The organism is Pandoraea apista (assembly GCF_001465595.2).
GTDB lineage: Bacteria > Pseudomonadota > Gammaproteobacteria > Burkholderiales > Burkholderiaceae > Pandoraea > Pandoraea apista.
Genome location: NZ_CP013481.2, coordinates 4860628 through 4873579, shown reverse-complemented (window position 1 = coordinate 4873579; position 12952 = coordinate 4860628). Strand labels below are relative to the sequence as shown.

Here is a 12952-nt window from a genome sequence, read left to right as displayed (position 1 = left end):
CGACCGGGAGAGGCGGCGCCGGACGCCTCTGCCGTGTTGGCACGACGCGCCCGGTGCTGACAGACGTTGAAGCAGCCCATTGGCGTGGCGCATTGGAATGTGCGACGCCGGGGCCTGTTAGCGCGACTTCACTCGATCGAGAAGTCGATGCCTTGCGCGAGCGGCAGGGCGGAAGAGTAGTTCACGGTGTTGGTGGCGCGGCGCATGTAGCCCTTCCACGCATCGGAGCCCGACTCGCGGCCACCGCCGGTTTCTTTCTCGCCCCCGAATGCACCACCGATTTCGGCGCCGCTCGGGCCGATGTTGACGTTGGCGATGCCGCAGTCGCTACCGGCCGACGACGTGAAGCGCTCGGCCTCGCGCAGGTCGGTCGTGAACACGCACGACGACAGACCGTGCGATGCGGCATTGTTACCGTCGATGGCTTCCGAGAAGTCGCTGTACTTGAGCACGTACAGAATCGGGGCGAACGTTTCGGTCAGCACGACCTCCGTTTGCGACGGCATTTCGACGATGGCGGGCTTCACGTAGAAGCCGTTCTCTGCGCCGGCGACCGTATAGCGCTCGCCGCCCGTGACCTTGCCGCCTTGCGCGCGTGCCTGATCGAGGGCGTTCTGCATGCGCTTGAATGCGCCTTCGTCGATCAGCGGGCCCATCAGGGTGCCGCGCTCAAGCGGATTGCCGATGGAGACCTTGCCGTACAGCGTCTTCAGGCGCTCGACCGTCTTGTCGTAGACGCTCTCATGCACGAACAGGCGACGCAGCGTGGTGCAGCGTTGGCCGGCGGTGCCCACGGCCGAGAACAGAATGCCGCGCGGGGCCAGTTCCATGTCGGCGCTTGCCGTGACGATACCGGCATTGTTGCCGCCCAGCTCCAGGATCGAGCGGCCGAAGCGGCGCGCAACTTCCACACCCACTTTACGGCCCATTTCCGTGCTGCCCGTGGCGCTCACGATGGCGGAGCGCGGATCGGCAACCAGTGCCTCGCCCACCTCGCGGCCCCCGATGACGAGCGAGGTCAAACCTTCCGGCGCGTCACCGAATTCGGCAATGACCTCTTCCATCAGCTTGTTGACGGCCAGTGCGGTCAATGGTGTCTTCTCCGAAGGCTTCCACACGACGGCGTTGCCGCACACGAGGGCGAGCGCGGCGTTCCACGACCACACGGCCACCGGGAAGTTGAAGGCGGAGATGACCGTGCACACGCCCATCGGATGCCACGTCTCGGCCATGCGGTGCCCCGGACGCTCCGACGCGATCGTCAGGCCGTACAGTTGACGCGACAAACCGACGGCGAAGTCGCAAATGTCGATCATCTCCTGGACTTCGCCCAGACCTTCTTGCAGGATCTTGCCGGCTTCGAGCGTGACCAGTGCGCCCAGTGCCTGCTTGCGCTCGCGCAGCTTTTCGCCCAGCAGGCGAACCAGTTCGCCGCGACGCGGCGCCGGCACGTTGCGCCATGCGGTGAACGCCGTGTGCGCGCGGGCGAGTGCGGCTTGTGCGTCGGCGACCGAAGCGCTGGCCACGCGGCCGATCAGTGCACCGTCGATCGGCGAATGCACGGCGATATCGCCGGCTTCGGCCAGTTTGGCAATGCCCAGTTCGTTGAGGATGGAAGTTGCGTTCACGTTGATACCCCTATGGAATTCAGTGTTGGCCGCCGGTGCCGTTCACCGGTGTCGGCTGGTGAGCGGGCGGCACAGGCGCACAAGACGTATTGTGCGCCGAAGGCCACCCGGCCTCATTGGGTTCGGTTGCTTAGGTTGCTTAGGTTGCTTTGGTCGGCTCGTTCTGTCGTGCAGTTTGCCCGGCCCCGGTTACTTGGCGTTGGCCGTCATCTTGAAAATTCCCTGTGCGTTGCCCGCATCGAATCGCAGATCGATCTTCCAGCAGCGCTTGACGGTGTCGTACTCGCGATGACGCGTGATGAACTCATAGAACGAGCCCGGCACTTCTCGCGTGACAATCTCGCCGTTCTTGCCACGGAACTCGCGTCGCACGGTGTCGGCGCGATACGCCGTCTGAAACACGCGGCCGGAGCGTGAACGCTCGACCTCGGGCTTCATCGGGCGGCCCTTGGCCTTTTCGGCGTCAGACAAGGCGAACACGTCTTCCACGCGATCGGTCGCATGGTTGAAGGCATTGCCTTCGGTCGCGATCCACGCCATTTCAGCGGATTCGGCAAGCAGCAGTTCGTAATCGGCTTCGCTAGGCACGTCGTGCTGACGGGCGAACGCCCCCACGATCACTGGCAGCAACGCCTGTGCGCTTTCCAGTGGCAGCGTGCCGTCGCGCTCCAGTTCCCAGAGCTGACCGACGGCCGCCGGCGTGAGAGGGTCTTTCGACGTACCGACCACGCGCGATACGGCTTGCTGGAACGTCTCGGAAAATCGCTCCGGGTGCAATTCGCTCACAAAGAACTGCGAGATCTCTTCGGGGGCGTCTTCATGCGCATAAGCACGCCCGGTCATGCCGAGGCGGTCGAGCGGATAGCGGCCGTTCAGACGGAAGCCCAGCGGACGCAGGATGCGCGTGAACGCGGCTTCGCCCGGCGGCAGGGCGCCGTTGTGTGCCCAGCGCACCGTGCGCAACGCACCGTGATCGAAGTAGACGCTGCCGCCAGCGGCAATCGCCTCTTCGGTATAGGTGCGGCCGTTTGGCGAGCGCGCCAGCAGTCCCTCGAACAAGACCATGTTCATGGCCTGCGCCAGTTCGGCGCGGGTCACGCGGCCCGGCTCGCAGTCGACCAGGAACGACGGCGAATTGAGCGTGGCGAAGAGGGCATCGGTTCGCGCTTCCCCAAGCAGGGAAACCAGCAAGGACTGCACATTGGCATTGCGCATCGGATTGTCTCGCAGGGTGGACGCCGCCTCTTGCAGCGCCGCAGGGTGTTGGGGGCATGGCTTGGGGCGAGTCACCCCATACCTTCTTGCAGTGACAGCATTATTGGAAGGGATGCTGCGCCCGTAAAGCGAGATAAAATTGCCACTTGATGCGTTTTAGGAATCAACATGCGCAAATTCAAGACACCCGGCACGGCGGCGCTATTGGCCTTCGAGGCGGCCGCGCGTCATGAGAGCTTTACCCATGCGGCGCGCGAGCTGTTTCTGACGGAAAGCGCCGTGTCGCGCCAGATCGCCACGCTGGAGGCGCAGCTTGGCGTGCGGCTGTTCGTCCGCGCAAAGCAGCGAGTGGTGCTCACGCGCGCCGGGCGTCTGTATGGCACGCAGGTGCGTCGTACGCTGGAGCAACTCGATCGCGACACGCTCGCTATCATGGCGCACGGCAGCGGTGGCGGTTACCTCGAGCTGGCGGTGCTGCCGACGTTCGCGTCCGAGTGGTTGATTCCGAGAATGAAAGACTTCGACGACCGGCACCCCGACGTTCGCGTGAACATGGGCGTGCATACCGACCTTTTTACGTTCGACGAGACACACTTCGAAGCGGCCATTCACTTCGGGCAACCGACGTGGCCGGGCACGTCATCCGACTATCTGTTCGGGGAAGAAGTGGTGCCGGTGTGCCGTCCGTCGCTCTTGAAGGGACCGGTGCGCAGCGCGGCGGATCTGCTCATGTACCCGCTGCTGCACTCGACGACGCGTCCCAGCGCGTGGACGCAATGGTTCGCGGAACAGCGCATTGAAGACAACCGGGCATTGCAAGGCGTGCGCTACGAACTCCACACCATGCTGATTGCGGGGGCGGCGGCGGGGCTTGGCATTGCGCTGGTGCCCAAGTTCTTTGTCGAAGGGCAGTTGGCGAGCCTTGGGCTGACGATCCCGTTCGACGTGAAGAGCGTGGCCGGGTCGGCGTATTACCTCGTTTATCCGACGGAACTCACGCACGGGCAGCCACTGAGCGTGTTTCGCGAGTGGCTGCTGACTCAGGCGAGTGCGTACCGGCCGAGAGACCGGTAACCGCAGGGCTATCGCCCCGTGTAACGCCCCGGCCGATGCCACGCCACGACCATCGCGCTCATGGCGATGGCAGACAGGGCGGACCAGGCGACACGTCCCGCCGGGATCGTCGTCAGCGAGACGAGCAGAATCGTCGCGTCGATACACACCTGCGAGATACCTGCGTTGATGCCGCGCTCGCGTTGCAGCCACAGGGTGACGATGCCGGTGCCACCCACGCCGGCGCCGTGCCGGGCGAGCGCCAGAATGCCCATGCCGCACAGGGTGCCGCCAACAAACGCAGCGAACACAGGATTGACGAAGGCGACGTTGAACGTCTGCGGCATGGCCGCAAGGGCGAACGTGATGCCGAAGCTCGCAACGGTGGACTTGAGCGCGAAGCGCGGGCCCATCGTGAAATACGCGAACAGGAAGAACGGTATGTTCACCAGCGTGAAGATGGTGCCTACCGGTAGGGGGAAGACGTAAGAGGCGAGCAGTGCGATACCGGCCACGCCACCGGTGACCAACCCGGCAGCCTTGAGCAGCACCAGACCGACCACCACAAATGCCATGCCGATGACCATCGCATAGATGTCTTCGAGCACGGAGTGCGGAACGCCGATTGTGTCGGTTGCCGCAATGGCGCTGGATACAGCGCCCGTATCGTGTTTCATGATCTGTAAGTCAAGTACGACAAGACGGCGCGTCCGACTCTCCTGGTGTCGTGACGCGCCGCCGATGATTTCCCGCGTCGCTGTCTCGGGCGACGCGCAGCTTCACAGCTTCACAGCTTGTTATGTCGAAATACGCAGAGGCTTAACGAACGGCTTCGCGCAGGGTGAGTGCGCGATTACGCGACGTAGTGCACCCAGCCGAACGGATCGGCGACCTTGCCACGTTGAATGCCCGTGAGTTGATCGCGGATGCGCTTCGTGACCGGGCCTTCGCCGCCGTCGGCAATGCTGAATTCGCCCTTGGCGTGACGCACCTGACCGATAGCCGTGACGACCGCAGCGGTACCGCAGGCGAACGTTTCCTTCACACGGCCGCTGGCCGCATCGGCTTGCCACTGGGCAAACTCGTAAGGCGTTTCGTTCACGCGCAGACCTTCGCGCCTGGCCAGCTCGATGATCGAGGCACGCGTGATGCCCGGCAGGATCGTGCCGGAGAGCGGCGGTGTCTGGAGCGAACCGTCGTCCATCACGAAGAAGACGTTCATGCCGCCCAGTTCTTCGATCCAGCGATGTTGTGCGGCGTCGAGGAATACGACCTGATCGCAGCCCTTCGCGCTGGCTTCGGTCTGCGCGATCAGGCTGGCGGCGTAGTTGCCGCCGCACTTGGCAGCGCCCGTACCGCCCGGCGCTGCGCGCGTGTACTGGTCCGAGACCCACACGGTCACGGCCGACTTGCCCGGCTTGAAGTACGGGCCGACCGGGCAGGCGATCACGCAGAAGATGTACTCGTGTGCCGCGCGCACGCCCAGGAAGCTCTCCGAGGCGAACATGAACGGACGAATGTAGAGGCTGCTGCCTTCTGCGCCCGGAATCCATGCGCGGTCGATGTCGACCAGCTTTTCCACCGCTTCGAGGAACACGGCTTCCGGCAGTTCGGCCATCGACATGCGCTGTGCGGATTCCCGGAAACGCCTGGCATTGGCTTGCGGGCGGAACAGCGAAATCTTGCCGTCTTCGCCACGGTAGGCCTTCATGCCTTCGAAGATTTCCTGTGCGTAGTGCAGCACGGCGCACGCCGGATCGATTTCGAACGGGCGGCGCGCTTCGACTTTCGCGTCATGCCAGCCCGTGCCTTCGGTCCAGCGGATCGTGACCATGTGGTCCGTGAATACGCGGCCGAACACCGGGTTCGCCAGCTTGGCGGCGATCTGGTCGGCGGGGGTGGGGTTGGCGTGCGGCTCCACGACAAAACGCAATTGATTATCGGCGCTCATGTTTCTTCAATGTCTCGGCAGAGGTGGCTTCAGTCGTCAGTGCCGTTAACGTAAACGGCAAGGTGGCGATATTTTCCTCCTTTCGCCCCCTGCCTGTCGACTGAATTCACCGCTCAAGCCGTCACACCGGGGTTTTCGCGAAAATGGCGCCGAAAAACATCGAAATTAGTCTGATTTTTGGTAGAAAAGTGCGGAAATTTGCGGAAGGGCGCTGCGGTGGCGCCTGCCACAAGGTGCCCGTACGCTGCGGTAAAGATGTGTAAAAAAGCGTTTCCATTCACATCGCCGAAGGGGCTCGACATTTAACATCAGAAGCGGATGATGTCGGGAGTGCCCCGGGGCTGCCGACGGCTCGTCTTCGCGCGAGCTGCCGCAGATCGGGGGCACTCCCGCGCAATGACAGCAAAGGGAGAGGAGACAGATGAAATCGTCAACGATTCGGATGTTGCGCGCTTACCTGCTCGTGGCCTCGCTGGGGGCCGCCTGCATAGATGCCTGTGTCGTGATCGCCATGCTTGTGTTCGATGTGCCCGAACGAATCTTCACTTCGTCCGATTTTCGGATTGCGATGGCGGCCTCATTACTGTTGCTGTTGCTCGCGGCACGCTCGACTGCGGCATCGGCCTATCGGGCGGCGCTTGCGTCGCGTCACGCTACCTTGCACGGTGTGCGCGGCCGGGCCAGTGTCGCCTTGCGCGACGACTGCCCGCACCGTTTGCTGGTCCTGCTGCACATTCACATTCGCCGCCAACGGCTGGCGATGGGTGCTGCCTGACGGACCACCCGGCAGGCAATATCGCTCAGGCCGCCTTGCTGCCGGCTACGTCGCCCGGGCGTGGAGGGCGCGACATCGCGATCCACTCCTGCACCGCCGCCCGCCCGAACTGACGGCGCGCGTACTCGGCCAGCGCGGGCGGAACCACGTCGTCGTTGTACACGAGGCGGTTGAGCATCAGCGCGAGATCCACGTCTGCAATGCACCATGTGTCGAATAGCGACATGCGGCCATCGGGCAGCAGGCTCTGGGCAATGGCGATCAGCTTGCTCGCCGCAGCATAGCCCGCGTCGGAGAGTGGCCTTTGCGACGGCCCATAGAAGATCCCTTCCGTCGAACGCTCCTCGCGCAAGACACCCAGATCGCTGCGTAACCACGCCTGCACCTGACGCGCCCGGGCACGCTCGCGCACGTTAGCCGGATAGACCGGCACCGCCGGCGAAATCGTTTCGAGGTACTCGGTAATGGCCGACGACTCGGACAGCGTGAAGTCGCCGTGCACGAGCGTAGGAACGCGGCGCGTGAGCGACATCTCCGCGTAGCCGGTTTCGTGGTGCGCGCCCTGACCGAGATCGACGGTGCGCAGATCGAACGGCAGTCCCTTCTCACGCAGTGTGACGAAGACCGACAGGGCGTAGGGGCTCGTGAACTGAGCGTCAACATAGAGCGTGAACGAGGCGGGGGCAACGACTGACACGATGGACTCCTGTGATGGGAAACGCGGGGCGGCGGTGCATGCCGCAGGGGCATGCCTGTTGGCGCAACGGCCCGCCAAGCCTCCATCTTGCCGCACCCGCCCGGTGCTAAGCTACTGCACAAATCGCCAGTAAGCTGTGATCTGTATTCACACCTTGAGGCTTGTCTCAAGGCGTGTCCTTCTCCATTCGTCACTCGTCATTCGTCCGTCGCCCCATGAACACTTCGCACCGCGCCCGTCCGCCGCTGGCCAATCTGGAGACCGTCTGCCTTGTCGCCCGTCACGGCTCATTCACGGCGGCGGCCGACGCAAGCGGCCTCACGCATGGTGCGATCAGCCGCCGGGTCAGCGCGGTCGAGAACTGGCTCGGCTGCGCGCTGTTCGAGCGGCATGCCCGGGGTGTCAGTCTGACCTGCGACGGCCAGCGATTTCTGGGGCGCATCGAGCATGCGTTCGACGTGATCGATGCCGCAGCGGATCAGTGGCATCAGGCCCGTAAAGCGCCGGCCGTGCGTTTGAGCGTGGTGCCGTCGTTCGCCAAGCTCTGGTTGCTCGAACGGTTGCGTTCGCTCGAAGCGGGCGAGCCGTTCATCGACATTCAGGTCACGACCGAGCACCGCAACGCTGACGTGGGGGCAGGAGAGGTCGACATTGCGTTGCGCTATGGCCGGGGTGGCTGGGCCAGTGTCGATGCCGAGCCATTGATGGACGAGACCCTGTACCCGATCGCCTCGCCGGAGATTGCGCGGCGTCTCGAAGGGGCGAGCGCGTCGGACATGCTGGCGATGCCATTGCTGCACGATTCCGACCTGACGGGCTGGCGTGCGTGGTGTAGCGCGCAGGGCGTTTCGTTGCGTCCGCGCGCGCGTGACCGGCGCTTTGAGGATTACACCGTTGTGCTGGCGGCGGCCGAAGCAGGACTGGGCATTGCGCTGGCTCGTGCGCCGCTGGCCGACGCATGGATTGCTCGCAGCCGCCTCACGCGGTTATCGGGCATCGAAGTCGGGTGCCCGTTGCGGTACCACATCGTGACGGCCAAGCGCGAGAAGCGCCCCGAAGTGCTGGAAGTCATTGCACGCCTGCATGAAGCGGCGCGTTCCGGCGCGCGCACGTAAATACCACGAACGAGACGGCGCGCATGGGCGGGGTTTCCCGCACTGCCCACGTTGGCGGACGTTGCCTAAAATGCGGGACCTCACCGCCTTGGGCGACTTGCCCCCAAGGGTCGTAACGCTTCTTGCAGGACTGCACGGCTGGGCATGAACTTACGCTCGCTCGACCTCAACCTGTTGCTCGTGTTCGAGTCGTTGCTGCGCACGCGCAGTACGACCGTCACCGCAGAGGAACTGAACCTTACGCAATCGGCCGTGAGCAACGCGCTCAAACGACTGCGCCTCGCGTTTGGCGACCCGCTGTTCGTCAAGACGCCGCAAGGCATGTTGCCGACCGATCTCGCTCTCACGCTCGCGCCGCCCGTCACCGAAGGTCTCGGTCTGATTCGCGGTGCGGTGGAAGCGCCGCAGGACTTTGTGCCTGCGAACGCGCAACGCACCTTCCGCCTGTATCTGAGCGATATCGGTCAGTTGATTTTCATGCCCAAGCTGATGGCCACGTTAGCGGTGGAGGCGCCGGGCGTGCGTATCGTCACCGTCGACACCACGCCGCGCGAGGCACAGAACGCCATGGCGATGGGTGACATCGACCTCACGCTCGGACTCTTCACCCGGTTCTCGTCGGGATTTCACCAGCAGCGTCTGTTTCGAGAGCATTACGTCGCGCTTGTTCGCGACGGGCATCCTGCGATTCGCGAACAACTGACGAGCGAAGCGTTCCTTAACGCCGCACACGCCGTGTATCGTCCGACGGCGGGTCACCACGATGTCTTCGAGACGGCCGTCGAACATTGGTTTGCACAGGCGGGACGCCAGCGCCACGTTGCACTGCGCATGGCGCATTCGATGGGACTCTCGGCGCTGATCGCCGCGAGCGACCTCGTGGTCTGCGTGCCGACACGACTCGGACGCGCGCTCAAAGTCGCGGCCGATCTGCGCACTTATGCGCTGCCGTTCGACGGCCCCGAGTTCGACATCTCGCAACTCTGGCACGAACGCTTTCACACCGACGCCGGTCATCGCTGGTTGCGCAGCACCATCTTCCGCCTGTTCCACGGCGAAGACTGATCCCTCCTTCTCGTTTCGCCGCGTGACAAGCCGCGCTGCAAGCTGAGGGGTACGCCGGCGCGCCTATGCTGCACCCCCAATTCACGCCGTAAATACCCCGCATTTACGCAATTTGTTGGCGTCATTCGACGCCAATCCTTATCGTATCTCCACGACATAACAGTCACCGGGCGAGTGTCCGGGACTCACACAATATCCGCAGGAGACAAGCGGTGATCAATCTGCACGACATTCGCTACGTGCGGCTGGGCACGCGCGACCTCGAGGGTGCCGTACGCTATGCGCGCTCCATTCTCGGGTTGCAGGAAGTGCGCCGGGAGGCCGGTTACGTATTCCTTCGCAGCGACAGCCGCGATCATTCGGTGTGCTATTTCGAGGGCGATCCCGCCGACCACACGGTCGCGTTCGACATCGCCAGCGATGCGCATTTCGACGCCGCTGCCGCGCAGCTTGACGCCATGCACATCGAGTTCCGACGCGGTACGCGCGACGAGGCCGACATGCGCCGCGTGGCCGATTTTCTGACGTTCCGCGACCCCACCGGCAACCGGATCGAACTGGTGTTGCGCGCTGCGCAGACCGGCCGCCGGTATCACGGCGAGCGCGATGCGGGCATCGATTCGTTCAGTCATGTCGGGCTGTGCACGACCGACGCCCGCCGCGACGAGGCCTTCTGGACCAGCGTATGCAACGCCCGCGTGTCAGATCGCATTGGCGAGGCGCCGCTGCTGCGCATCGACGAGGTGCACCACAAAATCGCGCTGTTCCCGGCCACGCGCGCGGGCATTCAACACGTGAATTTTCAGGTGAACGGTATCGACGACCTTATGCGCTCCTGGTACTTCCTGCGCGAACAGGGCGTGCCGATTCGCTTCGGCCCGGGGCGTCACCCGACATCGCATGCCATGTTCCTGTACTTCGCCGGGCCGGACGGCATGGTCTACGAGTACTCCACGGGGGTGCGCAAGATTGCGCCGGAAGACGAAGCGACCTATGTGCCGCGTCAGTTCCCCTTCGATCCGACGGGATTCTGCATGTGGGGCGCGAAGCCCGAGATCCCCGAGTTTTCGACCTGACGCCACCGGTCGATCCGGCCTCGGCCATCGCTTCCGGCAGGTTGGGTTCGCCGGTTGCCACGGATCGTTCCATGACACCGAGTCACACCGAATAGCGCCCCATTCCCCATGACACAACACACATTCGATGCCGCACGCATCGCCGAGCTGGATCGCGCGGTACGCGTAGCGGCGCGCACATTGGCCCGCGCGGGGCTGGCGCATGCGTACGGCCATTGCAGCGCGCGGCTCGATGCCGATCACTTTCTCGTATGCGCGGCCCGCCCCATGGGACTCATCGGCGTGGGCGAAGCGGGCACGGTGGTGCCCGTTGACGGCCCGCTGCCCGACGGCGTGCTTGGCGAAGTCCGTCTGCATCAGAAGATCTACCGTTCGCGTCCCGACGTGGGGGCGGTTGCCCGCTCGATGCCGCCCAAGACCATGTCGCTCTCGACACTGCGCAGAACACCGCGCGCATTGCATGGCCCGGGCACCTACTTCGCGCCCGGCGTGCCGCTATGGGACGACCCGCAACTGATCCGTTCCGATGCGCAGGCCGAGGCGGTCATCGCGAAGATGGGGGCGAACGCTGCCGTGGTGATGCGCGGCAACGGCGCGGTTGTCGCTGCCGACACGCTCGAAGCGATGGTGGCCCTCACGTGGTACCTCGAAGACGCGGCGCGTGTCGACCTCGACGTGCTTGCGCTCGAAGCCGCTCATCCCGCTGCCGTGCTCGATCTCGACGCCTGCCACGCGCGCGCCACCCGCTCGGGCCGGATCATCGAGCGCATGTGGGAATACCTCTCGGCCGGCGACCCGGAGCTGCCGCAGGGCGTCGCGTGATCGTATTCCGGTGATTCAAAACGTCATGCCAGGCATTTATACGTAATCGCCCCCAACCGGCGGTGTGGCCTTCACAGAGCGTCGTCGACAGACGCCACGGCCCGCCGCTCAGTCAGCGGTCACCACCGCACAGGAGACAGACATGGAAATATCCGCTTTGATGAATCGCAGAGGCATCACGCCATTTCAATGGCGCGTGATTGCCCTGTGTTTTCTGATCGTCACGCTGGACGGCTTCGATACCGCCGCGATCGGCTATCTCGCCCCGGCTATCCGTAGCGAATGGACGATGGCGACGACCAGCCTCGGCACGGTGTTCGGCGCGGGGCTCGGCGGCCTGATGCTCGGTTGCTTCATCTTCGGCCCGCTGGCCGATCGCATTGGCCGCAAGCGCGTGCTGATCCTCTCGGTCATTCTGTTCTCGCTGGGCAGCATCGCGTCGGCGTTCGTGCGTAGCCCGACCGAGCTTGCCGTGTTGCGCTTCATTACCGGCATCGGTCTGGGCGGCGCGATGCCCAATGCCATCACCCTTAGTTCGGAGTACTGCGCGGAGCGCATGCGTTCGCTGCTTGTGACGGCCACGTTCTGCGGCTTTACGCTGGGCTTCGCCATTGGTGGTGAGATCGTGGCCCAGACGCTCCCGCACATTGGCTGGCGCGGTGTGTTGATCGCCGGTGGTGTCGTGCCGCTGGCCGTGGTGCCGGTGCTCATGCGCTGGTTGCCCGAGTCGATGCGTTATCTCGCCGCACGCGGCGACAGTGCCGGGCAGTTGCTGGCGATCGCACGACACATCGATCCGCAGGTCACGCGCATCGATCCGGAGGCGGTTCCGGCAGGGGCGGCAACTTCTGCCGTTGGCGGGCTGTTCACACGTCAGTACGTCGTGGGCACGCTGCTCCTTTGGGCGACATATTTCTGCACGCTGTGCGCGTTCTATCTGCTCACGAGCTGGCTGCCGCTGGTCGTTAAGGATTCGGGCTACACGCTCTCGGAAGCGGCGCGCATCGGTGCAATGTTGCCGCTGGGCGGCACGGTCGGCGCGGTGCTGATCGGCTTTGCGATGGATCGCACGAGTCCGTATCGCGTGCTTGCTGCGTCGTATGTCATGGCGGGGATTGCGCTGTGTGTGCTGGGGTCGGTCACGCATCAGGCCGGCTGGCTGATGGTCGTTGTTTTCCTCGCAGGTTTCGGTGTTGCGGGATCGCAGACCGGAGCCAATGCGCTGACGGCGGCGTACTACCCGACGGCCTCGCGTGCGACCGGCGTGGCATGGGCGCTGGGCGTCGGGCGCCTCGGCTCGATCCTCGGTTCCAGCCTCGGTGGCGTGCTGATTGCCACCGCGTCGAGTACGGCGCAGGCGTTTCAGATCGTGGCTATTCCTGCATTTCTCGCCGCAGCGCTGATGCTTGTCATGCGCCGTCGCGTGAGTCGCACGGGGTCTCTCTCGGGCGCTGTGACCAAGCCTGCCGCGCGCGCCGTCTGACCGGAATTCGGGGCGAGTGTCTAACCGCCCGCCCCGCGCAGTGTCCGCAGCGTGAGCGTCCCCCGACGGTCA

The 12952-nt window shown here is 64.3% G+C and carries 12 protein-coding genes; 7 read left to right on the top strand and 5 right to left on the bottom strand.

Annotated elements, in window-relative coordinates; translation table 11 throughout:
* Positions 1-128 precede the first annotated feature (128 nt).
* Together amaB and AT395_RS21975 are read right to left on the bottom strand one after the other, a co-directional pair.
* Positions 129-1628, bottom strand: a complete 1500-nt coding sequence (gene amaB, locus AT395_RS21980; RefSeq protein ID WP_042114373.1) for an L-piperidine-6-carboxylate dehydrogenase — start codon at positions 1626-1628, stop codon at positions 129-131.
* Between the two features lie 189 nt (positions 1629-1817).
* The gene (locus AT395_RS21975) at positions 1818-2843 is read right to left on the bottom strand and encodes a DUF1338 domain-containing protein (protein ID WP_048628627.1); all 1026 of its coding nucleotides are present in this window, start codon (positions 2841-2843) and stop codon (positions 1818-1820) included.
* A gap of 168 nt (positions 2844-3011) precedes the next feature.
* On the opposite strand from AT395_RS21975, the gene AT395_RS21970 reads away from it, so the two are divergent.
* Complete coding sequence (locus AT395_RS21970) at positions 3012-3917, top strand: LysR family transcriptional regulator (RefSeq protein ID WP_042114377.1); 906 nt, start codon at positions 3012-3014, stop codon at positions 3915-3917.
* A gap of 8 nt (positions 3918-3925) precedes the next feature.
* Here the strand turns inward: AT395_RS21970 and AT395_RS21965 are convergent, their stop codons facing one another.
* Together AT395_RS21965 and AT395_RS21960 are read right to left on the bottom strand one after the other, a co-directional pair.
* Positions 3926-4573: a YitT family protein gene (locus tag AT395_RS21965; protein WP_042114379.1), complete on the bottom strand. Its 648-nt coding sequence runs from the start codon at positions 4571-4573 to the stop codon at positions 3926-3928.
* Between the two features lie 176 nt (positions 4574-4749).
* The gene (locus tag AT395_RS21960; RefSeq protein ID WP_048628628.1) at positions 4750-5847 is read right to left on the bottom strand and encodes a branched-chain amino acid aminotransferase; all 1098 of its coding nucleotides are present in this window, start codon (positions 5845-5847) and stop codon (positions 4750-4752) included.
* Between the two features lie 421 nt (positions 5848-6268).
* Here AT395_RS21960 and AT395_RS21955 point away from each other — a divergent pair, with 421 nt between their 5' ends.
* The gene (locus AT395_RS21955) at positions 6269-6622 is read left to right on the top strand and encodes a hypothetical protein (RefSeq protein ID WP_042114382.1); all 354 of its coding nucleotides are present in this window, start codon (positions 6269-6271) and stop codon (positions 6620-6622) included.
* Positions 6623-6647: 25 nt separating this feature from the next.
* Here the strand turns inward: AT395_RS21955 and yfcF are convergent, their stop codons facing one another.
* On the bottom strand, positions 6648-7319 hold the full coding sequence (yfcF, locus tag AT395_RS21950) for a glutathione transferase (RefSeq protein WP_042114383.1): 672 nt from the start codon (positions 7317-7319) through the stop codon (positions 6648-6650).
* Positions 7320-7534: 215 nt separating this feature from the next.
* On the opposite strand from yfcF, the gene AT395_RS21945 reads away from it, so the two are divergent.
* From AT395_RS21945 to AT395_RS21925, 5 genes are all read left to right on the top strand, one after another.
* Positions 7535-8434, top strand: a complete 900-nt coding sequence (locus tag AT395_RS21945; protein ID WP_053086347.1) for a LysR substrate-binding domain-containing protein — start codon at positions 7535-7537, stop codon at positions 8432-8434.
* A gap of 144 nt (positions 8435-8578) precedes the next feature.
* The gene (locus AT395_RS21940; protein WP_042114384.1) at positions 8579-9499 is read left to right on the top strand and encodes a LysR family transcriptional regulator; all 921 of its coding nucleotides are present in this window, start codon (positions 8579-8581) and stop codon (positions 9497-9499) included.
* 212 nt (positions 9500-9711) lie between these two features.
* Positions 9712-10575 (top strand): VOC family protein, encoded by an 864-nt coding sequence (locus tag AT395_RS21935; protein ID WP_042114385.1) that lies wholly within the window; start codon positions 9712-9714, stop codon positions 10573-10575.
* A 108-nt stretch (positions 10576-10683) separates the two neighbouring features.
* Positions 10684-11397: a class II aldolase/adducin family protein gene (locus tag AT395_RS21930; RefSeq protein ID WP_048628630.1), complete on the top strand. Its 714-nt coding sequence runs from the start codon at positions 10684-10686 to the stop codon at positions 11395-11397.
* A gap of 142 nt (positions 11398-11539) precedes the next feature.
* Positions 11540-12880, top strand: a complete 1341-nt coding sequence (locus AT395_RS21925; RefSeq protein WP_042114387.1) for an MFS transporter — start codon at positions 11540-11542, stop codon at positions 12878-12880.
* The last annotated feature ends 72 nt before the right edge of the window (positions 12881-12952 follow it).

Coding starts and splice junctions, on each gene's coding strand:
- AT395_RS21970 (WP_042114377.1), top strand. CDS start 3,012: ATGCGCAAATTCAAGACACCCGGCACGGCGGCGCTATTGGCCTTCGAG.
- AT395_RS21925 (WP_042114387.1), top strand. CDS start 11,540: ATGGAAATATCCGCTTTGATGAATCGCAGAGGCATCACGCCATTTCAA.
- AT395_RS21945 (WP_053086347.1), top strand. CDS start 7,535: ATGAACACTTCGCACCGCGCCCGTCCGCCGCTGGCCAATCTGGAGACC.
- AT395_RS21940 (WP_042114384.1), top strand. CDS start 8,579: ATGAACTTACGCTCGCTCGACCTCAACCTGTTGCTCGTGTTCGAGTCG.
- AT395_RS21975 (WP_048628627.1), bottom strand. CDS start 2,843: ATGCGCAATGCCAATGTGCAGTCCTTGCTGGTTTCCCTGCTTGGGGAA.
- AT395_RS21960 (WP_048628628.1), bottom strand. CDS start 5,847: ATGAGCGCCGATAATCAATTGCGTTTTGTCGTGGAGCCGCACGCCAAC.
- AT395_RS21930 (WP_048628630.1), top strand. CDS start 10,684: ATGACACAACACACATTCGATGCCGCACGCATCGCCGAGCTGGATCGC.
- AT395_RS21965 (WP_042114379.1), bottom strand. CDS start 4,573: ATGAAACACGATACGGGCGCTGTATCCAGCGCCATTGCGGCAACCGAC.
- AT395_RS21955 (WP_042114382.1), top strand. CDS start 6,269: ATGAAATCGTCAACGATTCGGATGTTGCGCGCTTACCTGCTCGTGGCC.